Annotated in this window: 20 protein-coding genes, 1 rRNA gene and 1 pseudogene; 6 read left to right on the forward strand and 16 right to left on the reverse strand. The window is 71.3% G+C overall.

What is annotated here, in order from left to right:
* Together ABT078_RS15270 and ABT078_RS15275 are read right to left on the reverse strand one after the other, a co-directional pair.
* Nucleotides 1-686, reverse strand: a 16S ribosomal RNA gene (locus tag ABT078_RS15270); the annotation flags it as partial.
* 621 nt (nt 687-1,307) lie between these two features.
* Nucleotides 1,308-2,315 carry a stage II sporulation protein M gene (locus ABT078_RS15275; protein ID WP_351227730.1) on the reverse strand — a complete coding sequence of 336 codons (1,008 nt, stop codon included), beginning with the start codon at nt 2,313-2,315 and terminating at the stop codon, nt 1,308-1,310.
* Nucleotides 2,316-2,490: 175 nt separating this feature from the next.
* On the opposite strand from ABT078_RS15275, the gene ABT078_RS15280 reads away from it, so the two are divergent.
* On the forward strand, nt 2,491-3,522 hold the full coding sequence (locus ABT078_RS15280; RefSeq protein ID WP_351227732.1) for an RDD family protein: 1,032 nt from the start codon (nt 2,491-2,493) through the stop codon (nt 3,520-3,522).
* A gap of 48 nt (nt 3,523-3,570) precedes the next feature.
* On the opposite strand, the gene ABT078_RS15285 is transcribed toward ABT078_RS15280, so the two are convergent.
* The 8 genes from ABT078_RS15285 to ABT078_RS15320 form a co-directional block, all read right to left on the reverse strand.
* Nucleotides 3,571-4,185, reverse strand: a complete 615-nt coding sequence (locus ABT078_RS15285; protein ID WP_351227734.1) for a hypothetical protein — start codon at nt 4,183-4,185, stop codon at nt 3,571-3,573.
* A gap of 186 nt (nt 4,186-4,371) precedes the next feature.
* Nucleotides 4,372-5,829: an adenosylhomocysteinase gene (gene ahcY / locus ABT078_RS15290; RefSeq protein ID WP_351227736.1), complete on the reverse strand. Its 1,458-nt coding sequence runs from the start codon at nt 5,827-5,829 to the stop codon at nt 4,372-4,374.
* A 422-nt stretch (nt 5,830-6,251) separates the two neighbouring features.
* Entirely contained in the window at nt 6,252-7,229 is a 978-nt protein-coding gene (locus ABT078_RS15295; RefSeq protein WP_351227738.1) for a cation diffusion facilitator family transporter, read from the reverse strand.
* 123 nt (nt 7,230-7,352) lie between these two features.
* Nucleotides 7,353-8,504, reverse strand: coding sequence for a mannose-6-phosphate isomerase, class I (manA, locus tag ABT078_RS15300; RefSeq protein WP_351227740.1), 1,152 nt, complete (start codon nt 8,502-8,504; stop codon nt 7,353-7,355).
* A 163-nt stretch (nt 8,505-8,667) separates the two neighbouring features.
* Complete coding sequence (locus ABT078_RS15305) at nt 8,668-9,804, reverse strand: SIS domain-containing protein (RefSeq protein ID WP_351227742.1); 1,137 nt, start codon at nt 9,802-9,804, stop codon at nt 8,668-8,670.
* A 57-nt stretch (nt 9,805-9,861) separates the two neighbouring features.
* Nucleotides 9,862-10,044, reverse strand: coding sequence for a Trm112 family protein (locus ABT078_RS15310; protein WP_351227744.1), 183 nt, complete (start codon nt 10,042-10,044; stop codon nt 9,862-9,864).
* Between the two features lie 383 nt (nt 10,045-10,427).
* Nucleotides 10,428-11,810, reverse strand: coding sequence for a phosphomannomutase/phosphoglucomutase (locus ABT078_RS15315; RefSeq protein WP_351227746.1), 1,383 nt, complete (start codon nt 11,808-11,810; stop codon nt 10,428-10,430).
* Between the two features lie 115 nt (nt 11,811-11,925).
* Nucleotides 11,926-12,351 carry a DUF3499 domain-containing protein gene (locus ABT078_RS15320; protein WP_351227748.1) on the reverse strand — a complete coding sequence of 142 codons (426 nt, stop codon included), beginning with the start codon at nt 12,349-12,351 and terminating at the stop codon, nt 11,926-11,928.
* A gap of 296 nt (nt 12,352-12,647) precedes the next feature.
* Here ABT078_RS15320 and ABT078_RS15325 point away from each other — a divergent pair, with 296 nt between their 5' ends.
* The gene (locus ABT078_RS15325; protein ID WP_351227750.1) at nt 12,648-13,094 is read left to right on the forward strand and encodes a metallopeptidase family protein; all 447 of its coding nucleotides are present in this window, start codon (nt 12,648-12,650) and stop codon (nt 13,092-13,094) included.
* A gap of 50 nt (nt 13,095-13,144) precedes the next feature.
* Here ABT078_RS15325 and ABT078_RS15330 read toward each other — a convergent pair whose 3' ends face one another.
* The 3 genes from ABT078_RS15330 to ABT078_RS15340 form a co-directional block, all read right to left on the reverse strand.
* Nucleotides 13,145-14,737, reverse strand: a complete 1,593-nt coding sequence (locus tag ABT078_RS15330) for a DUF5719 family protein (RefSeq protein WP_351227752.1) — start codon at nt 14,735-14,737, stop codon at nt 13,145-13,147.
* Nucleotides 14,734-18,396 (reverse strand): glycosyltransferase, encoded by a 3,663-nt coding sequence (locus ABT078_RS15335; RefSeq protein ID WP_351227754.1) that lies wholly within the window; start codon nt 18,394-18,396, stop codon nt 14,734-14,736. The genes ABT078_RS15330 and ABT078_RS15335 overlap by 4 nt, the downstream gene beginning before the upstream one ends.
* 228 nt (nt 18,397-18,624) lie before the next feature.
* On the reverse strand, nt 18,625-18,888 hold the full coding sequence (locus ABT078_RS15340) for a WhiB family transcriptional regulator (protein WP_077974550.1): 264 nt from the start codon (nt 18,886-18,888) through the stop codon (nt 18,625-18,627).
* Between the two features lie 711 nt (nt 18,889-19,599).
* Between ABT078_RS15340 and ABT078_RS15345 the strand changes: the two genes are divergently transcribed.
* The 3 genes from ABT078_RS15345 to ABT078_RS15355 all read left to right on the forward strand — a co-directional run bounded on the left by ABT078_RS15345 (nt 19,600) and on the right by ABT078_RS15355 (nt 22,431).
* The gene (locus tag ABT078_RS15345; protein WP_351227757.1) at nt 19,600-20,100 is read left to right on the forward strand and encodes a cysteine dioxygenase; all 501 of its coding nucleotides are present in this window, start codon (nt 19,600-19,602) and stop codon (nt 20,098-20,100) included.
* 67 nt (nt 20,101-20,167) lie between these two features.
* Complete coding sequence (gene cofD / locus ABT078_RS15350; RefSeq protein ID WP_351227759.1) at nt 20,168-21,124, forward strand: 2-phospho-L-lactate transferase; 957 nt, start codon at nt 20,168-20,170, stop codon at nt 21,122-21,124.
* Nucleotides 21,121-22,431, forward strand: a complete 1,311-nt coding sequence (locus tag ABT078_RS15355) for a coenzyme F420-0:L-glutamate ligase (RefSeq protein WP_351227761.1) — start codon at nt 21,121-21,123, stop codon at nt 22,429-22,431. The genes cofD and ABT078_RS15355 overlap by 4 nt, the downstream gene beginning before the upstream one ends.
* A gap of 156 nt (nt 22,432-22,587) precedes the next feature.
* On the opposite strand, the gene ABT078_RS15360 is transcribed toward ABT078_RS15355, so the two are convergent.
* Nucleotides 22,588-23,631 carry a DNA-3-methyladenine glycosylase family protein gene (locus ABT078_RS15360; RefSeq protein ID WP_351227763.1) on the reverse strand — a complete coding sequence of 348 codons (1,044 nt, stop codon included), beginning with the start codon at nt 23,629-23,631 and terminating at the stop codon, nt 22,588-22,590.
* 127 nt (nt 23,632-23,758) lie between these two features.
* On the opposite strand from ABT078_RS15360, the pseudogene ABT078_RS15365 reads away from it, so the two are divergent.
* Nucleotides 23,759-23,885 (forward strand): annotated as a pseudogene (locus ABT078_RS15365) (helix-turn-helix domain-containing protein); the annotation flags it as partial.
* On the opposite strand, the gene manB reads toward ABT078_RS15365, so the two are convergent.
* Entirely contained in the window at nt 23,882-24,973 is a 1,092-nt protein-coding gene (gene manB / locus ABT078_RS15370; protein WP_351227765.1) for a mannose-1-phosphate guanylyltransferase, read from the reverse strand. The pseudogene ABT078_RS15365 and the gene manB overlap by 4 nt on opposite strands.
* 114 nt (nt 24,974-25,087) lie before the next feature.
* On the reverse strand, nt 25,088-25,923 hold an 836-nt coding region (locus ABT078_RS15375; protein ID WP_351227767.1), incomplete at its 5' end, for a peptidoglycan recognition protein family protein.

Here is a 25,923-nt window from a genome sequence, read left to right on the forward strand (position 1 = left end):
CCTCCTGATATCTGCGCATTTCACCGCTACACCAGGAATTCCGATCTCCCCTACCACACTCTAGCCTGCCCGTATCGACTGCAGACCCGGGGTTAAGCCCCGGGCTTTCACAACCGACGTGACAAGCCGCCTACGAGCTCTTTACGCCCAATAATTCCGGACAACGCTTGCGCCCTACGTATTACCGCGGCTGCTGGCACGTAGTTAGCCGGCGCTTCTTCTGCAGGTACCGTCACTTTCGCTTCTTCCCTGCTGAAAGAGGTTTACAACCCGAAGGCCGTCATCCCTCACGCGGCGTCGCTGCATCAGGCTTTCGCCCATTGTGCAATATTCCCCACTGCTGCCTCCCGTAGGAGTCTGGGCCGTGTCTCAGTCCCAGTGTGGCCGGTCGCCCTCTCAGGCCGGCTACCCGTCGTCGCCTTGGTAGGCCATCACCCCACCAACAAGCTGATAGGCCGCGGGCTCATCCTTCACCGCCGGAGCTTTCAACCGCAGACCATGCAGTCCGCAGTGTTATCCGGTATTAGACCCCGTTTCCAGGGCTTGTCCCAGAGTGAAGGGCAGATTGCCCACGTGTTACTCACCCGTTCGCCACTAATCCACCCCGAAGGGCTTCATCGTTCGACTTGCATGTGTTAAGCACGCCGCCAGCGTTCGTCCTGAGCCAGGATCAAACTCTCCGTGAATGTTTTCCCGACTGCGCTTAATGAAAAGCTGCGGGTAAGACACCACGAGAGCGGTGCGACCAGAAGGAATGATCCCGATCGCACACAGCGTCCTCGCTGTGTATGTGCCTACCCACCACAAGGGCCGGTAGGACTTCAAAGGAACCTCATCCCCTAAGGGGACGGGGTATCAACATATCTGGCGTTGATTTTTGGCACGCTGTTGAGTTCTCAAGGAACGGACGCTTCCTTCGTACTCACCCGCAGAACATTCTCTGGGGCTTTCCTCCGGGCGCTTCCCTTCGGTGTTTCCAACCTTACCAGATTCATTTTCCGTTCCGTTCCCGGTTCGGATTCTGTTTCCAGCGGCCGTTGGAGGGCCTTTTGTCTTTCGACTGCCTTTCGGCTTTCCCGACTTTATCAGAGTCTTTTCGGCCGAGCTAATCGGCTTCGTGATCCGAATAAGGAATCGAGTGGCTCCGCGGAAATCTCGTTTCCGTCGAGAGCGAGAGAGATTCTAGTCGGGATGCTCGGACATGTCCAGTCCGAGGCAACTGTCTAAATCTACCTCCCCACTCCAACCCTGTCAACGGTTTTCGTGGGCGGAGAGGAGACTAGCAGCTCACAGGCCCTGCGCGCACATCAGGCGGCGGTGGGGAGCTCGGCGCTCCGTTCGAAAGCGTCCACGTCGCCCACGTCACCGGAGCGGGCCGCACGGCCGCCGAGGACGTACACGTACGCGAGAAAGACCAGCTCCGCGACGATCCCGATGGTGATGCGGGCCCAGGTCGGGAGGCCGGAGGGGGTCACGAAGCCCTCGATCAGGCCGGAGACGAAGAGAACGAGGGCGAGGCCCATGGCCATGCCGAGAGCAGCGCGGCCCTGCTGGGCGAGGGCTGTGCGACGGGACTGGGGGCCCGGGTCGATGAGGGTCCAGCCGAGTCGGAGGCCGGTGCCGGCGGCGACGAAGACCGCGGTGAGCTCGAGCAGCCCGTGCGGGAGGACAAGGCCGAGGAAGGTGTCGAGGCGGCCGGCGGAGGACATGAGGCCGATGCCGACGCCGAGGTTGGCCATGTTGAGGAAGAGGATCCACAGCACCGGGACGCAGAGGAATGCGCCGAGTACTAGGCACATGGCGGCGGCCTGGGCGTTGTTCGTCCAGACCTGGGCGGCGAAGGAGGCCGCGGGGTGGCTGGAGTAGTACGTCTCGTACTCGCCGCCGGGGCGGGTGAGCCGGCGCAGTTCCTCGGGGGCGGCGATGGCCGACTGGATCTCGGGATGGGCGCCGATCCACCAGCCGATGACCGCCGCCAGGAGGGTGGAGAGCACGGCGGTGGGGATCCACCAGTGGCGGGAGCGGTAGACCGCGGCGGGGAAACCGGCGGTCAGGAAGCGGGCGACGTCTTTCCAGGAGGCGCGGCGGGTACCCGTGACGGTGGAGCGGGCACGGGCGACGAGCTGGGTGAGGCGGGCCGTGACCATGGGGTCGGGGGCACTGGACTGGATGAGCGACAGATGGGTGGCCGTGCGCTGGTAGAGGGCGACGAGTTCGTCGGTCTCGGCGCCGGTGAGGTGGCGCCCGCGGCGCAGGAGGTGGTCCAGACGGTCCCACTCCGCGCGGTGGGTCATCACGAAGACGTCGAGATCCATGGTCGGCTGCTGCTCCAGGCTGGTTCGTACGGAAGGGTGGTTCGTTTTTCGTACGGACTGTTCGTACAACTGCTCGTACTACTGCGGCGCGCTTCGGGTCAGCTTGGCAGACTGGCGTTCGGAGGGGTCGTGAAGGTCGGAGAACCGTCATGAAAGCGGGAAAGAGGGTGGGCGAGTGAGCGGAGTTGTGACCGGGGATGCCGTCGTACTGGGGCTTCGTCCGGCGAGGCTGCCCAGTCGGGCGCTGGCGCTCGCCATCGATCTCGCCGTGGTGTGGGCGGCGTATCTGTTGATATCCATCGGCCTCGCCATCGCGACGGCCTCGCTGGACGAGGCCGCGGTCACGGCGGTGTCGATCGCGACGTTCGTGCTGGTACTGGTCGGGGCGCCGATCGCGGTGGAGACACTCAGTCATGGGCGCTCGCTGGGGAAGCTGGCTTGCGGGCTGAGGGTGGTGCGGGACGACGGCGGGCCCATCCGGTTCCGGCACGCGCTCGTGCGGGGGGCGATGGGGGTCGTGGAGATCCTCATGACCTTCGGCGTGATCGCCTGTATCGCTTCTCTGGTGTCGGCGCGGGGGCGGCGGATCGGGGACGTGTTCGCGGGGACACTGGTCGTACGGGAACGGGTGCCGGCGGCGCGGGCCGTGCCGGTGCCTCCGCCGCCGCCGTGGCTGGTGGGACGGTTCGCGGAGCTGGATCTGTCGGGAGTGCCCGATGAGCTGTGGCTGGCGATACGTCAGTACCTGACGCGCATGAATCAGCTCGATGGTGAGGTGAGCTGGTCGCTGGCGGGGCGCCTCGCCGACGATCTGGTGGCGCGCACGGGCACGCCCGCGCCTGCGGGGGTGCCGGCGGCAGCCTATCTGGCGGCCGTGGTGAACGAGCGGCAGGCGCGGGAAGCGCGGAAGGCGTTCGCCGCGGCAGGGGCCACGGGGTCTGCGGGTTCGGGGGGCGCGGGAAGCGCGGTGCCGGCTGGGGCGGCTTTCGGGTATCCGGCTCCGTACCCGGGGGCGGTGACGCCCGGAGCGCCGAGTCCCGCTGCGACGACGGCGTACCAGGCTCCGGCTGTCCGTCCGGCGCCGGCCACACCGTCCCCGCCCCCCTCGACGCCCCCGTCCCAGGCCGCGGGTGCGGGTACGAGTGCGGAGAAGCGATCGGGCGGTGAGGCCACGCCACCTGCGACGGGGTTCGCGCCGCCCGCCTGAGCGCCGACGCGGATCGGGGTCACGGGAGACCGGTCCGGAAAGGATCGGTCAGGGGAGGACCGATGGTGGGCTCTCGAGGTCTTCGAGTTCGATGCCGGGGGCCGAGAGGACCACGTCGCCGGCGATGTGGATCGTGTGCTGTTCCCCTGTGTCCAGCTCGCTGATCTGGTATTCGTCCACGTTCAGGGGGCCGCTGTCAGTGGCGTGCGCTTCACTCTTCATCAGGGCCCAGGACTGGTCGACCGTGCGGGGGGCGAGGACCGGGTCCGTGAAAGCGACGAGTCGGACGCGCGTCGCGGGGGCGCCGGGGGTGAGCCGGAGCAGCCGGGACGTCGCGACGAGGAAAGCGGGGGACGTGCCGGTGAAGGCGTGGGCGCGGACATTGCCTTCGGTGGCATGAGTGCCGGTGGGATCGGTGCGGACCCAGGTGACGCCGTCGAGTGCGGCGCCCCGGACCTGCCAGCTCGCCGCGTGCAGTTCGAGACGAATGGGGCGGCCGAGCTCGTCGAGGGCCAGGTCGAGGGAGCCTGCGTGGTCGCCGGACGGAGTGGTCACCTGGGAGACGTAGCGCCAGCCGGAAGGGCCGGGGGCGCAGTGGAAGTGCTCTTGACCGAGGGGGGTGTGATCGTGCGGATCATGGAGCGAATAGCGGCCGCGGGGCATGGGGCAGGGTCCTTGCAATGCGTTGAGGCCAGGTAGCGGCCTCCGGACCGCCGGGTCCGAGGTACCGGTCCGGGGTGCCGCTGCGGGGCGGCGGGGCCAGGACGGCCCGGCTCGACCGACCCGCCCACACGTGAGGGCGGACCGGGCGCAGGCCCCCCCGGGGGCGGGGGGCCTGCGGTGGGTGCGTCAGTAGCGGTAGTGGTCGGGCTTGTACGGGCCCTCGACCTCGACGCCGATGTAGGCGGCCTGCTCGGGCCGGAGCGTCGTGAGCTTCACGCCGAGCGAGTCGAGGTGGAGGCGGGCGACCTTCTCGTCGAGGTGCTTGGGCAGCACATAGACGTCGGTCGGGTACTCCTCCGGCTTGGTGAACAGCTCGATCTGGGCCAGCGTCTGGTCCGCGAACGAGTTGGACATCACGAAGGACGGGTGGCCGGTCGCGTTGCCGAGGTTCAGCAGGCGGCCCTCGGACAGCACGATGATCACCTTGCCGTCGGGGAAGGTCCAGGTGTGGACCTGCGGCTTGACCTCGTCCTTGACGATGCCCGGGACCTTGGCGAGGCCGGCCATGTCGATCTCGTTGTCGAAGTGGCCGATGTTGCCCACGATCGCCTGGTGCTTCATCTTGGCCATGTCCGAGGCCATGATGATGTCCTTGTTGCCCGTCGTGGTGATGAACAGGTCGGCCTTGTCGATGACCTCGTCGAGGGTCGTGACCTGGAAGCCGTCCATCGCCGCCTGGAGCGCGCAGATCGGGTCGATCTCGGTGATGATCACGCGGGCACCCTGACCGCGCAGGGACTCCGCGCAGCCCTTGCCCACGTCGCCGTAGCCGCAGATGACCGCGACCTTGCCGCCGATGAGGACGTCGGTGGCACGGTTGATGCCGTCGACCAGGGAGTGGCGGCAGCCGTACTTGTTGTCGAACTTGGACTTGGTGACGGCGTCGTTGACGTTGATCGCCGGGAAGAGGAGGGTGCCGTCGCGCTGCATCTCGTAGAGACGGTGAACGCCGGTCGTGGTCTCCTCGGTCACACCGCGGATCTCGGACGCCAGGAGGGTCCACTTCTGCGGGTTCTCGGAGAGGGTGCGGTTCAGCAGGGTGAGGATGTGGCCGTACTCCTCGCTGTCCGCGGTGGACGGGTCCGGGGCCTCGCCGGCCTTCTCGAACTCGACGCCCTTGTGGACCAGGAGGGTGGCGTCACCGCCGTCGTCCAGAATCATGTTCGGACCGCCGGTGGGCGAGTTGGGCCAGGTCAGGGCCTGCTCCGTGCACCACCAGTACTCCTCCAGGGTCTCGCCCTTCCAGGCGAAGACCGGGACGCCCTGGGGGTTGTCAGGCGTGCCGTTCGGACCGACGGCGATGGCGGCCGCGGCATGGTCCTGGGTGGAGAAGATGTTGCAGGACGCCCAGCGGACCTCGGCGCCGAGGGCGACCAGGGTCTCGATCAGTACGGCGGTCTGCACGGTCATGTGCAGGGAGCCTGTGATGCGGGCGCCAGCGAGCGGCTGCGTCTCCGCGTACTCCCTGCGGATCGACATCAGACCGGGCATCTCGTGCTCGGCGAGGGTGATTTCCTTGCGGCCGAAGGCGGCGAGGGAAAGGTCGGCGACCTTGAAGTCCTGACCGGCGGCGACAGTCGTCATTGCGAGCTGCTCCTCAAGAGGGTCGAGGGATGAGTGGGGCTGGCCGGCTCTGCGGCCGCTGCGGCGATACGGGCACACGAATGCCCGGACGCCCGCGGTCGTCCGCAGCGCAGTCCGTCGGAGGCCCTCTCTCCCTCGGCCGGTCCACTCGCGGACCGCCCGACCGCCATCAGCAGCGACGTCTGGCTCTGGTCACGAATCTACACCGATCGTCCTTGGCACCCACAGCCCGCCCATGGCCACGCCGCGGCCGGAACCGGTCCGGAGACCTACGCAGGAGGGTCCCCGGAAGGTGATCCGGGTGGGTCGTACGCGCGCATTCCCGCGCCCTTACGACCGTACGGACGCGCAAGAGGCCCCGGACCGAGCTGGTCGGTCCGGGGCCTGTGCGTGTACGGGGCCGCGCGTGTACGGGGGCCGCGTCAGTGGCCGAGGTCGGCGCCCGGGCCGCCCGGGGACTTGGCCGGGTCGGCGCCCTTCGCGGCCGCCGCCTCGCTGTAGATGTCCGGCTCCAGGTAGATGACGCGGGCGATCGGGACGGCGGTGCGGATGCGGTCCTCGGCTGCGTTGATCGCGTCGGCGACCTGGGCGGCCGTGTTGTCGTGCTGGACGGCGACCTTCGCGGCGACCAGCAGCTCCTCCGGGCCGATGTGGAGCGTACGCATGTGGATGATGCGGGTGACGGTGCTGCCGTCGACGACCGCCTTCTCGATCTTCTCGACGTCCTCGGCTCCTGCCGCCTCGCCGAGGAGCAACGACTTGGTCTCCGCCGCGAGCACGAGCGCGATCAGGATGAGCAGGATGCCGATGCAGAGCGTGCCGATACCGTCCCAGACTCCGTTGCCGGTGAGCAGGGCGAGGCCCACGCCGAACAGCGCCAGGATCAGACCGACCAGCGCACCGAGGTCCTCCAGGAGGACGACCGGGAGCTCAGGGGCCTTGGCGTGCCGGACGAACTCCTTCCAGGAGCGGCCGGCGCGCAGCGGGTTGGACTCCTTGATGGCCGTGCGGAACGAGAACGTCTCGGCGATGATCGCGAAGACGAGGACGCCGATCGGCCAGTACCAGTCCTCGATCTCGTGCGGGTGAGTGATCTTCTCGTAGCCCTCGTAGATCGCGAACATGCCGCCGACCGAGAAGAGGACGATCGAGACGAGGAAGGCGTAGATGTAGCGCTCACGACCGTAGCCGAAGGGGTGCTGCGAGGTGGCCTCGCGCCGCGCCTTCTTGCCGCCGAGGAGCAGCAGGCCCTGGTTGCCGGAGTCGGCGACCGAGTGGACGCTCTCCGCGAGCATCGACGAGGAGCCGCTGAAGAGGAACGCCACGAACTTGGCTACCGCGATCGCGAGGTTCGCGGCGAGTGCCGCCACGATGGCCTTGGTTCCGCCTGACGCGCTCATGGGTGCGGGATGTCCTTCCTCGAAGCTCCTGGTGTACGGGCTCGGCAAGCACCCGGGCCCGTCGTGCCGGGGGATGCCTCGGCACGGCGGGCCATTGTTGCAGCAGTCGGCGCGGACGGCGCCTCAGGCCACCACTGTGGCACGGAAGACCGTTCCTGAACCGGACAGTTCGGCCTTTTCTCCTGCCGGTATGAAGACGGACTCGCCCGGCGAGAGCGTGAATTCGCCCGCCTTCGGGCGGCCTGCCGTCGCCAGGAGGATCTGCGGGGTGGCGGCGGTGACGTCGACGGGCGCCGCGCCTTCCGACCGTGCGTAACGGGAGAGCCGGAACTCGTCGATCGGGGTGTCGTACACCTCCTCGCCGGAGGGGGACGCCTCCGGGCGCAGAACGCCGGGGTCGGACGCCTCGAAGCGGACGATGCGCAGGAGTTCGGGCACGTCCACGTGCTTGGGAGTCAGCCCGCAGCGCAGGACGTTGTCGGAGTTGGCCATGATCTCGACGCCGAGGCCGCCGAGGTACGCGTGCGGGACGCCGGCGCCGAGGAAGAGGGCCTCGCCGGGCTGCAGTTGGACGTGGTTGAGCAGCATGGCGGCGATGACGCCCGGGTCGCCGGGGAAGTGGTGCGCGATGGCGGCGTACGGGGCGTACGGGCCGCCGAGCCGTTCCGCGGCGGCCGCGGCCTCGGTGACGGTGTGGGCCGTCTCTTCCGGGTCGGCGGCGAGGACCGCGGTGAGGACCTCGCGGAGGGCGGCCTCCTCGGGGTGGGCGTGGAGGAGGTCGACGTACGGCTTGAGGGGGTCGACGTCCAGGCCGGCGATGAGGTCCGCGGCTTCGACGGGCGGACGGAAGCCGCAGAGGCCGTCGAAGGGGGTGAGGGCGCAGACGAGTTCCGGCTTGTGGTTGTCGTCCTTGTAGTTGCGGTGGGGAGCGTCGATCGGGATGCCGGCGCGCTCCTCGGCGGCGTAGCCCTCCTTGGCCTGGGCCAGGTCCGGGTGGACCTGGAGGGAGAGAGGGGCGCCGGCGGCGAGCAGCTTGAGAAGGAACGGGAGGCGGGGGCCGAACTTGTCGGCGGATGCCGCGCCGAGTTCGCGTCCTGGGTCGGCGGCGATGACCTCGTTCAGGGCGCCGCGGTCGGTGCGCGAGGGCGCGCCGGGGTGCGCGCCCATCCACATCTCGGCCTGGGGCTCACCGGTGGGGGCGGTGCCGAGGAGATCCGGGATGAGGGTCGTTGAGCCCCAGGCGTAGGGGCGCACGGTGTTGGTGAGGCGGTCCATGAGGGGCGATCCTCGACTCGGTACGTGGCTGGCACGTGGCTCGTACGTGACTGATCTATGGCTGATGCGTGGCTGATCTGGGGCGCTTCGGGTGGCTTTACATGGATTTACGTAGCCGTGAGGTGCTCATACGCAGCCCTGAGGTACTTCGGTGCCGCGCACGTCACGACTGGGCGCTGGTCGCCGCCAGGGCCAGGTACCCGGCGGCGAAGTCGGTCACGGCGAGGAGCTCGGCGAGGGTCTCCAGCTCGCTGCCCTCCTCCGGTTCCAGCTCACTGATGGCCGTGTCGTGGCTCAGCGCGAGTTCGCGGGCCGCGGGGGCCGCGGTGAGGTTGCCCTCCGTGCGGTCGCGCATCAACAGGACGCGGGCGCGCAGGGCCTGGGGCTCCTCGACGCGGTCGCGGAAGAAGTCCTCGGGGTCGGCGCCCGCGGCGAAGTCGCCCGCGAGGAGGACTCCGTGGGCGGGAAGCGCCTCGGGGAGTTCGGCGGCGAGCGCGGGGAGGCCGGCGAGCTCGGCCAGTACGGCGGCGAAGCGGCGGCCGACGGGCGCGGCGGTGCCCTCCGTCCAGATCAGCGGGAGGGTGTCGGCGAGCTCGGCGGCGAGCGTCTTGGCCGGGTTGCTGTACGTCGCGATGGCGGGCCCGCAGCGCTCGGCCATGCGGTCGAGGCGGTCGGCGACGCTCTGGAGGGCGTCCGGTGATGCGCTGACCAGGCCGACGCGGTCGAGGAGCGCGAGGAGCGGGGTGAACAGGGCCCACAGCGCGCCGGGGCTGGCCGCCGCCTGCGTCTCGTCGTACATCTCCTGCGGGCCGGCCGCCATGGGAACCACCATGCCGTGGACGTCCCCGACGGCCTCGGAGAGCGGGGAGGGCTGCGGGGCGACGGCGACGACGGTGCAGCCGCGGCGGTACGCCTGCTCGGCGAGGAGGGCGAGGCCGGGCTCGGTGCCGTCGGTGGTGGCGATGAGGAGCAGGTCGACGGAGCCGGCCCAGCCGGGGAGCGCCCAGCGGAGTGCTCCGGCGGCCGGTGCGACGCCGGTGGGGTGCAGTCGGGCGACCGGGGCGGAGGCGCCGGCGAGCGCGGCGATGAGGTCGGCGACTCCGGTGGCGGCGGTGCCTGGGCCTGCGATGAGGACCGCGCGGGGGCGGCCCTCGGGCGTCAGCTCGGCGATCCCGGCCTCTGCCGCGTGCCGGGCGGCGGTGCGTACGCGTGCGCCGGCCTCCGCGGCGCCGCGGAGCAGTGCGCGGCGATCGGCGCGAGCGAGGGCTTCCGGGGCGTCGAGGAGTGACTCGTCGAGCATGGTGGTGGCCTCCGATTCGCCGTACGGGGGTGCGAGGGCGGGCTCAGACGGGGCGCTTCAGGCGGGGCGGCGGGCCTCGTCGACGAGGAGGACGGGGATCCCGTCGCGTACGGGGTACGCCAGGCCGCAGTCCTTGCCGGTGCAGATCAGCTCGGGCGATTCCGCTGCCGTTTCGTCGCTGAGCGGGGCGTGGCAGGCCGGGCAGGCGAGGATCTCCAGGAGACCGGCTTCGAGCGGCATGAGGGTGTCCCTTCGAACATGCGGTTTGGGCCAGGTCAGCCTACCGCCGGGGACCGGCCGACGCGGCTCGGCGTGGCGGGCGTGCGGGCGGCCCCCGCGGCCTCGGGCGCCCTGCCGGGGGCACGGCAGCTCCGCGCCGCCGTCATGGCATCCGGGACCTGATGGTCCCTACTCCGACGCCGCCCCCGGCAGGGTGCCCGGGGTGTCCGTTCCCAAACACCGGACCGGTTCAAGATGTCCGGTACCTGCACCTCGGCCCGTGTGCCCGTCCCCGAACGCCGGACAGGCACACGATGCACCCGGCGCCGCCGCCACAGCCGCCTGCGTGACCGTGCGTCCTCGAACGCCCGACGAGCTCAAGAGGATCCGGTACCGGCGCTCTGTCAGAGGGTGGTCCGGACCAGGCCCAGGATCTCGTCGCGGACCGCGATCATGGTGAGTTCGTCGCGGGCCTCGACGTTGAGGCGGAGGAGGGGTTCGGTGTTGGAGGGACGGAGGTTGAACCACCAGTCGGGGGTGGCGATCGTCAGGCCGTCGAGTTCGTCGATGGTGGCGTCCTCGCGGTCGGCGAAGACCCGCCGGACCGCCGCCGTGCGGGCCGTCTGGTCGGCGACCGTGGAGTTGATCTCGCCGGAGCCCCGGTAGCGGTCGTAGCGGGCGACGAGGGCCGAGAGCGTGCCCTCCTGGGAGCCGAGGGCGGCGAGGACGTGGAGGGCGGCGAGCATGCCCGTGTCGGCGTTCCAGAAGTCACGGAAGTAGTAGTGGGCGGAGTGCTCCCCGCCGAAGATCGCGCCCGTCCGCGCCATCTCCTCCTTGATGAAGGAGTGACCGACGCGCGTACGCACCGGCGTGCCGCCGTGCTCGCGCACGACCTCCGGCACGGACCACGACGTGATCAGGTTGTGGATGACCGTGCCCCCGGGATGCTTCTCCAGTTCCCGGGCCGCGACCAGCGCCGTGATCGCCGACGGCGAGACCCCCTCGCCCCGCTCGTCGACGACGAAGCAGCGGTCGGCGTCGCCGTCGAAGGCGAGGCCGATGTCCGCGCCCTCGGCGCGCACGCGAGCCTGGAGGTCGACGATGTTCTTCGGGTCCAGCGGGTTGGCCTCGTGGTTCGGGAAGGTGCCGTCCAGCTCGAAGTACATCGGTACGAGCTCGATCGGCAGCGGCGCGAAGACCGTCGGGACCGTGTGGCCGCCCATGCCGTTGCCCGCGTCCACGACGACCTTGAGCGGGCGGATCGACGCGACGTCCACCAGGGAGCGCAGGTGCTCCGCGTAGTCCGCGAGCGTCTCGCGCTCACTGATCCGCCCGGGAGCCGCGACCGGGGCCGGCGCCCCGTCCGCGAGCCAGCCCTCGACGAGCCCGCGGATCTCCCCCAGTCCCGAGTCCTGGCCCACGGGAGCCGCGCCGGCCCGGCACATCTTGATGCCGTTGTACTCGGCGGGGTTGTGCGAGGCCGTGAACATCGCACCCGGCAGCCCGAACTGCCCCGAGGCGAAGTACAGCTGGTCCGTGGAGCAGAGCCCGATCAGGGTCACGTCCGCGCCCTGGTTCGCCGCGCCGCGCGCGAAGGCGGCCGAAAGCCCAGGCGACGATGGGCGCATGTCGTGGCCGACGACGATCGCGTCCGCCGCTGTCACCCGCACGAAGGCGGCGCCGAACAGCTCGGCCAGCGGCTCGTCCCACTGATCGGGCACCACCCCGCGGATGTCGTACGCCTTGATGATCTGCGACAGATCAGCAGCAGCAGATGCAGCGGCCACGGCCCAACCCTCCTGAAGTCTCTGCGGTCGCCTCAAACTACCCGCAGGAGGCGGCGCAAAGTGCCCTCACTCAGAGCCCGGCCGCCCGGAAATCGGCTCGGGGAGGCGCAGGGGCTCAGGAGTCGGGAGAACGCAGCACCCGCAGATGGCCGCGGCGTCCGACCTCCATCGAGTCCGCCCTGCGGGCACCGCCGCCGCCCGCCTCGGCCGCGCGCTCCTGGGGGCGTGCCGCCTCGCGGACCGCGTTGGCCAGCGCTTCGAGGTCGTCGCCGCTGGGCCGGGCCGGTCCTGAGCTGTCCGAGAGCCGTACGACCTCCCAGCCGCGCGGGGCGGTGAGGCGCTCGCTGTGCTCGGCGCACAGGTCGTAGCAGTGGGGTTCGGCGTAGGTGGCGAGCGGGCCGAGGACCGCGGTCGAATCGGCATAGACGTACGTCAGTGTCGCGACGGCAGGGCGGCCGCACGCGGTGCGCGAACAGCGACGTACAAGGCTCACGACGTTGGACGGTACCGCACTCTTGAGCGGGCCGCGACGACTCTCCACCAGGTCACTCCACCGTGTCGTCCTGTGACGTCCGGCACAGCCCCTTTCCGGGCGACCGCTCTGACCTGGGCGGGAAGGAAGGGGGCCGGTTGGCGGCGGTGAGCGATCCGGTCAGGGCCCGGCACAAATCGCGCCAATCGCGATGAGAAGGGCGATCGCAGGGAGGCTTGGAATCGAGCCCAAGCTTGGCCGGAATGTTCAATAAGCGACATGCCGCCTCGGGCGGAGCGGCCTGCCGCGCGGCAGACGCGCGGCCCCGGTGCGTGCACGCCCCGGAGAGCTACCCTGCGTCAGTGATGGACAGTCCTGTACCGCCCCGCCCGACCGAGCCGAGGGATGCCAGGGAGCCGTGGCCACGCCGCCGCGACCGACACGGCCGCGGTATGCGCGGGCCCGTCGCCCCGCCCCAGGTACCGCTCTCCGCCAGCAGGGCCGAGACTTTCCGCGATCTTGTGCAGGACTCGGTCGAGCGGCTGGAACGGCGCTGGCCGCAGCTGACCGAGGTGGAGTTTCTGGTCCAGGATGTGCCGGGTACGCAGGACGAGACCGTGCCGCTGGGCAACTCGGTCCCGGCCGGCAAGGGACAGCCGGCGCGGATCGTCGTCTACCGCCGGCCGGTCGAGATCCGCACGAAGAACCGCGACGAGCGCGCCCTGCTGGTCCACGAGGTCGTCGTGGAGCAGGTGGCGGACCTGCTCGGCCTCTCGCCGGAGTCCGTCGATCCCCGGTACGGGCAGGACTGACCAATTCCGAAGCCGTGGCGGTAGTCCCGTAGCGAACCGCCCGTACGGGACTACTCGTCCAGCACCGAGAGGTCCTGCTCCGCCTGCGGGACCTCGACCGTGCCGCGGTCGTCGGGGAGCGTCTGGACCGTGAACATCTCGATCCCCTTCTGCGGCAGGAGCAGCGTGCGTGCCGCGTGGACCGGGCCGCCGGACTCGGGCTCGATCGTCAGCGCGTACGAACCCTTGAGGCCGCCCGGGACGGGTGGGGTGGGGATCGCGAGGGTCGTGCCGCCCTTCACCGTGTACTTCTTGACGACCGGCTCGCCACCCCCGGTGCCGGCGGATGCCGTGACCTTCACCTCGGCGGTGGCGTCGGGCGCGGTCAGGGAGAGCACCGAGCCCTTGGCGCGGTTGTCGGCGGCCGTGGCCCGCTCCGTCACGGGCGCGGTCGCGGGGATGAAGGCGAACTCCTGCTTGTCGCCGGTACCGCGCGTGACCTGGAGCGCGGCGACGACGGGGGTCGCCTGGCCGCCGCTCTCCGACGGGCTGAGCAGCAGGGAGCCGGCCTCGCCCTTGGTGACGTCCTTCAGGTCGAGGGACGCGGTCATGCCCGATTTCACCCGCAGGCTCTCCGCGCCCGCCGGAGTGATGGTGCCCGACGCGGTCGCCAGCCGCAGCTTCACATCGGCGTCGTCGTCGCCGGGTACGAACGCCACGAGCCGTACGGACGTCGCATCTGCCGGGATGCCCGGCAGTACGAGCGTGCCGGCCGGGTCCGTGGACGCGGGCAGCCAGTCGCTGCCGGTCTCGTCGCCGGCGCCCCGCACCACGGCGCCGACCCGACCGGTACGCGTGGTGACGTGCACCGTCACGTCCTCGGCCTTGTCGGTCGTCAGGGTCGGCAGCAGCACGGGCACGCTCGCTCCGGCCGGGACCGGGATGCCTTCGGTCAGCTGGGACTTGAGGGCGCCGTCCTTGCCGTAGAGCTCGATGTCGACGACGGCGGCGGTGTCGTCGGGGTTGGTGAGGTGGACGTAGTCCTGCCGGTCCTTGGCGAGGCTGGCGCCCGGGAACCAGAAGTCGGTGTCGGGCACGGTGCAGCTGACGCCGAGCACGCCGCGACCACTGCCCGCGGGGACCGTGGTGGTCTGCTGGGTCGTCCAGCCGGGCGCGAACGTGCCGGTGGCGGTGCCGACGAGCGCGGGGGCGTCGCTGCCGGACTCCTCGGCGCCGACCGGCTTTCCGGGCTCCTTGAGGGCGAGGAAGGGCTTGGCGGGCGTGGGCTGCTTCGCCGTGCCGGTCTTCTCCTCCTCGTCCTTCTTCTCCTCGTCGGCCGGCTCGTCCGCGTCCTTGTCGGCGTCCTTGTCGGCGTCCTTGTCGAGGTCCGCCAGTGTCGTCACGGACGGCGTCAGTGCGGCCGTCGACTCCACGCCGGCGTCGGCTTCGCTGCCCGCCGGAGCGAACGACGTGTACGCCGTCTCCCCGATGTCGGACGTGGTGGGCGCCGGGCACAGCAGGCTGGAGCGCTCGACCGGCAGCCGCGCGGGGGCCTTCGCCCCGGCGGTTGCTTCCCCGCCGTCGGGCGCGGTGAGCGCGGCGAGCCCGGTCGCGGCGGCGAGGGCGGTGGCGGCCGCGAGGAGGGAGAGGGTCGTGCGGTTCACTGGTTGCTGCTCCCGTCGGGACGCTGCTCGGTCTCGTAGCCGTAGGGGTCGTACTGGCCCGTGCCGTACGGGTCGTACTGCTGCTGCCCGTACTGGTCCTGCGCGTACTGGTCCTGCCCGTACTGGTCCTGCCCGTACTGCTGCTGCCCGTACTGGTCCTGCCCGTACTGCTGCGACGGCTCGGAGTGGGGCTGCCGCTCGTCGTACCCGTACTCCTGCTGGTACTGCTGCTGCTCTCCGTAGGTCGCGTATTCCGCGTCGGTGTCCGCGTACGTCGTGGCACCGTCCCATTCGCCGTACTGCTGCTGGGGCACCGCCGCATACGGGTCCGGCTCCGGCGCCGGCGCCGATTGCGGCTCGTACTCGTGCTCGTGCTCGGGTGCTGCCAGGCCCTCCGCTTCCGCCTCCGCCTGGGCCGCCGCCCGCAGCCTGCGGGCCCTGCGCCCCTCGCCCTCCACGGGCTGAGCCGGGATCGCGGCCTCCTCGTCCGGCAGATCGTCGTCGATCTCTCGGCGGCGGCCGGGCAGGGCGAGGACCAGCAGGACGAGTGCGAGCGCGCCCTGCGCCCAGATCCACGCGGTGTGGGTGACGGGCTCCTCGTAGGTGAGGTCGAGCTTGCCGCCCTCCGTGGGGAGTTCGAAGCCCTGGGCCCAGCCGTCGACGGTCGTCTTCGAGAGCGCGCGGCCGTCGAGCGTGGCCTGCCAGCCGTCGTCGGCGCGGTCCGCGATGCGCAGCACGCGGCCGGACGGGCCCGACGGGATCTCGGTGTGGGCCTCGACAGGTCCGGAGGCCACGGGCAGCGGGTCCTCCTTCCCGTTCACGATGACCGCGCGGGCGACCTGGCGGTCGACGCGCCACAGCGCGCTGCCGTCGAGCTGGCTGAGCCTCGACAGGCCCGGCGTGGCGTCCAGGACGCGGCTCATCTGGCGCGGCGCCCCGTCCCGTACGAGCACGTACCGGATCGCGAAGCCGCTGAGCTGGCTGGTCTGGTCGGCGCCGGAGCCCGCGACCAGATTGGCGACGACCTTGTCGAGGCGGGCGTCGCTGCCACCGGTCTCGCTCAGCTCGGCGTCGCCGAGGCGGGCGCCGGAGCCGCGGACCAGGCTGTACGACACCTCGGCGGCGGAGGTGCCGCCGAGGACAAGGGTGCGCGGCTGGTCGCGGGTGCCGCTCTCCTCGGCGACGAACGCAGGGACCTGCACCGGGTCGCGGCGCTCCAGCGGTCCCGCGGCCCCGCTGATCATCCAGTTGGCCGCGGCGAGCAGCGGAGCGGCGACGGCCGCGAGGGCGATGAGCGCGGCGACGGGCTGCCGCCAGCCGAACGACTCCGCGGCGACGCGCTCGCGGGCGCCTTCCGCGCCGAGCACGGCGGCGGCCAGCAGCGCGATGCCGTAGAGGAGCGTGGCGGGCCCTGCCCAGCCCGAGCCGTTGGCGACGACCGCGAAGGCGAGGCCGACGACCGCGACGGCCCAGGCGGTCCGGATCGCGAACTGCCGCTCACCGCGCAGCAGGGCCGCGAGCGCCGCGAGGACGACGCCGATGAGCACCAGCCCACCGAGGGCCTTCGGGCCGCCGGGACTGATGCCGAGCAGATCGAGCGGGGAGGCCGAGCCGGCGCCGAAGTCCAGGCCCGCCTCGCGGAAGAAGCCGGAAAGGTCGGTCAGCAGGGACAGCGACCAGGGCGCGAGGACCAGCAACGGGGTCCCGACGACGGCGACGAGACGCAGCCCGTACGCGGCGAGGTCGTCGCGCCGCAGCACCAGGGCGGCGATCCCGAGAACGACAGCGATGGGCCACACGATCGGCGTGAAGGCCATCGTGAAGGTCAGCAGCAGGGCGTACGCCCAGGTGGCGCGCCAGCTGCCGCGCGCACCGTCATCGCGGCCGATTCCGTACGCCGCCGTCGCGGCGCGTGCGATCAGCGGCAGCACGATCGCGAGGACGGCCGTGCCGAGCCGGCCGGTGGCGAGAGCGCCCGTCGCGGCGGGCAGGAAGGCATAGGCGATGGATGCCCAGGCGCGCAGCAACCGGGACTCGACGAGCGGCCGGGACGCGAAGTACGCCGTGACACCGGCGAGCGGCACCGAGCAGACGAGCAGCAGGGTGAGCGCGAAGCCGGTGGAGCCGAGGAAGAGTCCGGACAGGACGGCGAGGACCGCGAGATACGGGGGGGCCGTCTGAGTGCCGCCGGTGCCGAGGGGATGCCACGCGTCGGCGTACCGCCCCCAGAGACCTGACACCTCGTCGGGCGCGGGCAGCAGGGCACCGCCCGCGAGTACGCCGCCGGTCAGGAGTGCGCGGCAGGCGACGAGCGAGACGATGAGCAGGAGCGCGAAGAGGACGGGTCCCGGCTTGCGGCCGATCCGCTTCAGCCGGGCGAACTGCTCGATCTCCAGAAAGTCCGCGTCGTCGCCGCCGGGACCCGACTCGACGACGCCGTGGCGCGAGCCTCCGGAGTCGGAGTCCTTGCCGGCGCCGAGGCTGCTCGCGACCTGCTCGGCCGTGGCCCGGACGGTGGCGCCCGGCGGCGGGAAGAGTGATCGCAGTTCGCTCGCGTCCACCGCGGGCTTTCTGCGCCGGCGGCGGGCGGCGAGGATCCTCTCGGGGCGCAGCAGGGTGCCGAAGAGGCCCATGACCTCGTCGACGGCCTGGCCCGGCGCCTTGCCGACGAGATAGGCGAGGGTGCGCACCAGGGTGCCGAGGGCGAGCCGGAGCAGGACGAAGGGGAGCGCGCGGCCGCGCGCGTTGGCCAGCAGGGTGTAGACGGCACCCGCCTTGTCGACGCGGTGCGGGCTGGCGACGGACCGGCCCGCGCAGTCGACGGTGCGGCGCTCGCGGGCCGCGGCCTCGGCGTGGCGGAGGACGGCGTCGGGGGCGACGAGGACGCGATGCCCGGCGGCGTGGGCGCGCCAGCACAGATCGACGTCGTCGCGCATGAGGGGCAGCCGGCGGTCGAAGCCGCCGAGCTCCTCCCACACGTCGCGGCGGATGAGCATGCCGGCGGAGGAGACGGACAGGACGGAGCGGACCTGGTCGTGCTGGCCCTGGTCCTGCTCGCGGCGGTCGAGTCCGGTCCAGCGGCGGCCGCTGTTGGCGATGGAGACGCCGGCCTCGAGGAGCTGCTTGCGGTCGTACCAACCGCGCAGCTTGGGGCCGATGATCGCCGCGTACGCGTCGGAGTCGGCGACGCGCAGCAGTTCGGCGAGGGCGTCGGGGGCGGGGGCGCAGTCGTCGTGGAGCAGCCAGAGCCACTGGACCGGTTCGCCGTAGGGCAGTTCCGGCATCTCGTAGGCCTCGTCGCGCCAGGTCCTGGTCACCGGGTCCCAGCCACTGGGCCGCTTCAGGTACGGCAGGTCGTCGGGCGTGAGCACGGCGGCGGTGCGGACGGCCTCGTCCACGGCGGTACCGAATCCCGTGCGGCGCGCGAGATGCAGCACCCGGTCGGCGCCGAGCGCCTCGGTGACCAGGCCTGCGGAGTCGTCGGCGCTGCCGGTGTCGGCCGCGACGACGTTCTGCACGGGGCGCTCCTGGCCGAGCAGCCCGGCGAGCGCGTCCGGCAGCCAGCGGGCACCGTCGTGCGAGACGAGAACAGCGGTGACGACGTGCCGAGGGAACTCGGGCGGCGTTGCGGGAACAAACACGGCGGTGGTGGCGGACATTGAGGTACGGGCCCTCCGGCCGGGGTCACCCCGCGAGGGGGCCTGGAGCGTCTGGGACGGGGCCCCACACTAACGGCTGACACGAAGACGGTCCGCCGCCTGTGGACAGAGCCACGGGCAACGGACCGTTCTTACGTACGGGTGTGTGCTGTTTGGTCGGACAGCGCAGGGGCGGCCGCGAGGCTCGGCCGGGGAGGAGCCGGCGGGACAGCTGCGTCGGCGGCCCGGTCAGACGGCGGCCTTCTTGAGACGGCGGCGCTCACGCTCGGACAGGCCGCCCCAGATGCCGAATCGCTCGTCGTTGGCGAGGGCGTACTCGAGGCACTCGGAGCGGACTTCGCAGGCGAGGCAGACCTTCTTGGCTTCGCGCGTGGAACCGCCCTTCTCCGGAAAGAAGGACTCGGGGTCGGTCTGGGCGCACAACGCGCGCTCCTGCCAGCCGAGTTCCTCTTCCGCGTCCTCGACCAGCAGTTGCTGGAACAGCTCGGTCATGTGCGCCCCTCGTCTGTCTTTGCGTCCCCGTGATGCAGCCGTTACCGATATCGGCCGAACGACACGAGTGAAATTACAAGTGTGTGGATCCGGGCCAGTCAAGCCGAGATCTGCTATTGGGCCCGGTATTCACTCTGCGGAACCAAGGCTATGCGGAAAGTGTTCAAATCACCAAAAACACGACATATGCCACTGACCTGTCCACCGACCGGTCCACCGACCCGTCCGCGCGCCCCGCACCCTCCCCCTCTCCCGCTGCGGGACCGGCATTGCACCGGTCCTCACGAGGGAAGGACGCCGCACGGTTCGATCTTGTTGCCATCCGGGCGCACAAGCGATCCGGATCACAGTCCGATCACGAGACCGCGACGGCGTTTGCGAGCGCGGTTGCTGCGCGATGTCTCCGGCCGCACGGCTGCACAAACCTTTCCCTGGCCGGAGTAACCGGATGAGGTGAAACATTGCCGCCAAACCGGGCATCGAGTTGACATTCGGGATGGTGTTGGCCACCTTGGAAGGCATGCCAGCGACCACAGCGCCTTCCGCGACCCCCATCGGTGGGTTCCGCAGCGCTGTCCAGGGTCGCTGTTGCTGTTGCTGTTCCAGCTGTTGATGCCCTAGCGCTCCAGCTCCTCTCCCCTCCGCCCCGCGCGGGGACTCGCGACACCCCAGCACTGACCTTTCCGTTTCTGCCGAGGAACCACCGCACCCATGAACAGCGACAGCGACCTCCAGATCGCCGGCGACATCCTCGAGGTCCCCCACCTCCTCCAGCCCGCACGCGAGCACCCGGCGACCGTGGCCGAGTTCGCCGGCCTCGCCCGCTCCATCGCCGCCGACCGCGCGCAGTGGGCCCACCTCGTCCGGTACGACGCCACCACCCGCTGGTACCACCGGTTGCGCACCGGCCCCGGTTACGAGGTCTGGCTGCTCTCCTGGGTCCCCGGCCAGGGCAGCGGGCTCCACGACCACGGCCGGTCGTCCGGTGTACTCACCGTCCTCGACGGCGAGTTGACGGAGCGGACGGCCACCGCCGACCGGTCCCTGGCCGCCGGCGCCCAGCGCGTCTTCGCACCCGGATATGTGCACGAGGTGGTCAACGACTCACTCGAACCGGCCGTGAGTCTGCACATCTACTTCCCGGGCCTGACCGAGATGCCGATGCACGCCTCGCACTGCTCCCCGGCCCGCGAGGACGTCGCCGTCGCCTGACACGCCCCTCCCGCCGTCCCTCCCACCACCCCCCATCCGCACAGCCTCCGGCTGACAGACTGTCTTCATGCGCATTGTGGTTCTGGCCGGTGGCATCGGCGGTGCTCGTTTCCTGCGTGGCCTCAAGGCGGCCGCCCCGGATGCCGACATCACGGTCATCGGCAACACCGGTGACGACATCCATCTGTTCGGGCTGAAGGTCTGCCCGGACCTCGACACGGTGATGTACACGCTCGGCGGCGGCATCAACGAGGAGCAGGGCTGGGGACGCAAGGACGAGACCTTCCTGGTCAAGAGCGAGCTCGCGGCATACGGCGTGGGCCCGGAGTGGTTCGGGCTCGGCGACCGTGACTTCGCCACCCACATCGTCCGTACGCAGATGCTGGGCGCGGGCTATCCGCTGAGCGCCGTCACCGAGGCGCTGTGCGACCGCTGGCAGCCCGGCGTGCGGCTCATCCCCATGACCGACGACCGCGTCGAGACCCACGTCGCCGTCGATGTCGACGGCGAGCGCAAGGCCATCCACTTCCAGGAGTACTGGGTCCGGCTGCGCGCCTCCGTCGACGCCCACGCCGTCGTGCCGGTGGGCGCCGAACAGGCCAAGCCCGCGCCGGGCGTGCTGGAGGCGATCTCCACCGCCGACGTCATCCTCTTCCCGCCGTCCAACCCCGTGGTGAGCGTCGGGACGATCCTCGCGGTGCCCGGCATCCGTGAGGGAATCGCGGAGGCGGGCGTCCCGGTCGTCGGGCTTTCCCCCATCGTCGGCGACGCACCGGTGCGCGGCATGGCCGACAAGGTGCTGGCGGCGGTCGGTGTCGAGTCGACGGCGGCGGCCGTGGCGCAGCACTACGGCTCGGGCCTGCTGGACGGCTGGCTCGTGGACACCGTGGACGCGGGTGCCGTGGCCGAGGTCGAGGAGGCCGGAATCCGGTGCAAGGCCGTGCCGCTGATGATGACGGACGTCGAGGCCGCGGCCACGATGGCGCGTGAGGCACTGGCGCTCGCGGAGGAGGTACGGGCATGACCGGGACGCAGACTCCTCCGTCGTACCGGGCCTGGGCGCTGCCCGGGCTGCCCGAGGTCCGGCCGGGCGACGACATCGCCAAGCTGATCGCGGCGACCGAACCGGGTCTCGTGGACGGCGACGTCCTGCTCGTCACATCGAAGATCGTGAGCAAGGCGGAAGGGCGGATCGTCACGGCCGACGACCGCGAGGCGGCCATCGACGCGGAGACGGTACGGGTCGTGGCGCGGCGCGGCGCCCTCCGTATCGTCGAGAACCGGCAGGGCCTGGTCATGGCCGCGGCCGGGGTCGACGCCTCCAACACCCCCGCCGGGACCGTGCTGTTGCTCCCCGAGGACCCGGACGCCTCGGCCGCCCGCATCCGCGAAGGGCTGCGGGACACACTCGGCGTCGAGGTCGGTGTGGTCGTCACGGACACCTTCGGCCGGCCCTGGCGGAACGGGCTCACCGATGTCGCGATCGGGGCCGCGGGCGTGCGGGTCCTGGACGATCTGCGCGGCGGCGAGGACGCGTACGGGAATCCGCTCGGCGCGACCGTCGTCGCCACCGCGGACGAGCTGGCCGCGGCCGGCGACCTGGTCAAGGGCAAGGCGGCCGGGCTGCCGGTCGCGGTGCTGCGCGGGCTCGGCCATGTGGTCTCCGCGGAGGCAGAAGGGTCACGGGCCCTGGTCCGGGTGGCCGCGGACGACCTGTTCCGGCTGGGCACGTCGGAGGCCGTACGGGAAGCGGTGACACTGCGCCGTACGGTGCGTGAGTTCACGGACGACCCGGTGGACCCGGCCGCGGTCCGGCGTGCGGTCGCCGCGGCCGTCACGGCGCCCGCGCCGCATCACACCACGCCGTGGCGCTTCGTCCTGCTCGAGTCCGAGGAGTCGCGGGTGCGGCTGCTGGACGCGATGCGGGAGGCATGGATCGCCGACCTGCGGCGCGACGGCAAGTCCGAGGCGTCCGTCGACCGGCGGATCAAGCGCGGCGACGTCCTGCGCAACGCGCCGTATCTGGTCGTCCCGTGCCTGGTGATGGACGGCTCGCACACCTATGGGGACGCCCGGCGGGACGCGGCGGAGCGCGAGATGTTCGTGGTCGCGGCCGGCGCGGGCGTGCAGAACTTCCTGGTGGCGCTGGCGGGTGAGCGGCTCGGGTCGGCGTGGGTGTCGTCGACGATGTTCTGCCGCGACGTCGTGCGCGAGGTCCTCGGGCTGCCGGAGTCGTGGGACCCGATGGGGGCGGTCGCCGTGGGACAGCCGGCAGCCCCGCCGAAGGACCGGCCGGCGCGGGAGGCGTCGGCGTTCATCGAGGTGCGCTGAGCGCGGCACTGCCTCGTACCGCGCTGCCTCGTCCCGCACTGCCATGTCCCGGGCTGCCTCGTCCCGCACTGCCTCGTCCCGCACTGCCTCGTCCCGCACTGCCTCGTCCCGCACTGCCTCGTCCCGCGCGGCTGCCGTCGGTCGGAGCGCCTGCCGTCAGAGCGCGGCGATGTCGTGCCGAGGCATCTTGGGCTTGCGGCGCGCCGGGGTGCGTCCGCTGAGGAGGATCAGCCGGGCGGCTCGGTGGCGCTGGCCCGCGTAGGGCTCGAGGAGTTCGAGCATCGCGTCGTCGTCGGCGTCGCGGTCGCCGGCGAGGGCGTAGCCGACGATGCCGGGAAGGTGGAGGTCGCCGACGGTCACGGCGTCGGGGGCGCCGTTGCTGCGCTGCACCGTCTCGGCGGAGGTCCAGGGGCCGATGCCGGGGATCAGTTCCAGGCGCGCCTGGGCCGCCTCGGGGTCCATCGCCGCGGCTTCCTCCATGCGGCGGGCGACGCGGACGGCACGCAGGATCGTGGAGGCGCGCTTGTTGTCGACGCCGGCGCGGTGCCACTCCCAGGAGGGGACGAGGGCCCAGGTGCGGGGCTCGGGCATGACGTGCATCCGCTCCGTGGGGGTCCCCCCACGCCCCAGGGCGTGGGGGGACGGGCCCGGAGCGGGCTCGCCGTACTTGCGTACGAGAAGACGCCAGGCACGGTAGGCCTCGTCCGTGGTGACCTTCTGCTCCAGGATCGACGGGATCAGCGACTCCATCACGAGTCCCGTGCGGGTCAGCCGGAGTCCGGGGCGGCGGCGGTGGGTGTCCGCGACAAGACGGTGGCGCGGCTCGAAGGCGTCAGGGTCGTCGGACTCGCCGAGCAGCGCCGGAAGCTGCTCCTGCAGCCACTCGGCACCCGGCCCCCAGGCCTCCGCGTGCACGGCGCCGTCGCGTGCGGCGACGCGGAGGGTGCCGGGGCCCGCGGGGGTGCGGGTCGCCCGCCACACCGAGCCGTCCGGTGTCGTACGGAACGTGGGATCCGCCGGCCCGCGCCGCAGCGGCCCCAGCACCAGCCCGAGGTCGAGCGGGCCCGGCGGCACGTACCGCCGCTCCCGGCCCCCGTGCGGGCGCGCCACTGCCCTGGGCGCGGGTACGGGTACGGCCACCTCGCCGCCGCGCGTAGTGGTGCGGGTGACGGCGGGGCGGGGTTCGAAGCGTCCGGCCACGGGTGGGTCCTCGGGGGTTCGGGGTCCCTTCGAGGGTAGGGCCCGCGCCGCCCGCCCGTGCAGCGAACCCCGCCGCTCGTACCTGCTGCTCCGACGGCGCGGCCACCGCACGCCGGACCGCGATGTCCTTTGCCGGGAGCTCACAGACCTGTCGCTGCCGGGTCGGTGCGCAGTTCGGCGGCCGCGACCACACGACGGTGATGCACGCCGACCGGAGGATCCGCGCGCTGATGGCCGAGCGACGCCGCGGCTACTGGTCCGACGAGAAGCGGATCGCCCCTGCGGGCAGCGTCGCGTCGCACCAGACCCGGACGCCGTCGCGCAGCTCGTTGTCGGGGCCGATCGTCGCATCGTCGCCGATCACCGCGCCGGTCAGGACCGTGCGGGCGCCGATGAGGGCGCGAGCGCCGATGAGGGAGTCCGTGACGACCGCGCCGGCCTCGACGACCGCGCCGTCCAGGACCGTGCTGCCCGAGATACGGGCCCCCTCGCCGATCACCGCGCCGGCGCCGATGACCGTGCCCTCCGTCAGCTTGGCGTCGGGGGCGACCGTGGCGGTGGGCAGGACGAGCCGGTCGCCGCAGCGGCCCGGCACCGCCGGGGAGGGTGCGCGGCCGAGGACGAGGTCGGCGGAACCCCGGACGAAGGCGTGCGGGGTGCCGAGGTCGAGCCAGTACGTGGAGTCGACCAGACCCTGCAGATGCGCGCCGGCCGACAACAGGTCCGGGAAGGTCTCCCGTTCGACCGAGACCGGGCGGCCCGCGGGGATGCTGTCGATCACCGAGCGGCGGAAGACGTACGCCCCCGCGTTGATCTGGTCGGTGACGATCTCCTCCGGGGTCTGCGGCTTCTCCAGGAACGCCGTGACGCGCCCCTGCGTGTCCGTCGGCACGAGGCCGAAGGCCCGCGGGTCCTCCACCCGGGTCAGGTGCAGCGACACGTCGGCACCGGACCGCTCGTGCGCCGCGACCAGGTCGCCGATGTCCAGGCCCGTCAGGATGTCCCCGTTGAAGATGAGCACCGGGTCGTCGGGCCCCGACCGGAGCCGCGACGCCACGTTCCGGATCGCCCCGCCCGTGCCGAGCGGCTCCTCCTCGGTCACGTACTCGAGGTGCAGTCCCAGCGAGGATCCGTCGCCGAAGTACGGCTCGAAGACCTCCGCTAGGTACGACGTCGCGAGCACGATGTGCTCGACGCCCGCCGCACGGGCCCGTGCCAGCTGGTGGGTCAGGAACGGCACGCCCGCCGCGGGGACCATCGGCTTGGGCGTGTTCACGGTGAGCGGCCGCAGCCGCGTGCCCTTGCCGCCGACCAGGAGGATCGCTTCTTGGGCTTGACTCAATGCCTTCTCTGCTTCCTGCTGGGGCCGGGCGATTCGTGCGTATGACCGGCCAGTGTATGCAGCCTGTTCGTACGTACGTATGCGGCACCGCGGTACGACGTCGACGCCCCTGGTTCAACGCCCCTGGAGCTTCGCGGAAGCGCTGCGCGCCTCGCCCAGTTGGTCGTAGAGACGGGCGCCGGGGCAGTCCGTCGAGAATCCGTCGCGGTGCCCGGAGATGACCTGGAGCCTGGCCTGCGTGCCCTTCGTGAACTTGTTGCCGCCGCCGGATGTCAGATACGTCGTCGTCTTCGGATTCACCCCGTACAGACCCAGCTTCCAGGCGGTGAGCCTGGCCACCGCGGTCACGGCGGCGGGCGGTGGGGTGGTCGCACTGTACGTTCCGAGGACCGCAATGCCCATGCTGTTGCTGTTGAAACCGCGTGTGTGGGCGCCCAGGACCGCCTTGGCCACGCCGCCCGCGCGCCCTTCGTAGATGTTTCCGCACTTGTCGACGGCGAAGTTGTAGCCGAAGTCGCGCCAGCCGTTGCTCACTACGTGGTAGCGGTAAATACTGCGGAGGACTGAGGGAGCCTGATTGCAGGTGTACCGGTTGCCCGTTGCGGTGTGGTGGACGAAGGCCGCTTTGACCGTGCTCGTGTAGGCGAACTGCTTCTCACGGAGCGTTTCGTCCGCCCCCCAGCCCTTGCGCGTGACGATGGCCGGCCGCGGGCCGATGTACGGCTTGGCGACGCCGTACAGGGCGGCGCCCTCTTCCGTCGCGGCCTTCGTCAGGGCGGGGATCAGCCCGGCGCCCAGCGGCGCGAGGTCGGCGTTCACCGCGGCGGCGGCCGCGGCCTCGGGCGACAGGGACGCGACCTCGGCGGCCTCGGTCCCGGACTGCCCGCCGGAGGAGGGGAGTTCCTCCTCTTCGGGCCCGGATCCCTCCGGCGGTTCGCCCGACGGGTCCG

Source organism: Streptomyces sp. NPDC002133, from assembly GCF_040296405.1.
GTDB lineage: Bacteria > Actinomycetota > Actinomycetes > Streptomycetales > Streptomycetaceae > Streptomyces.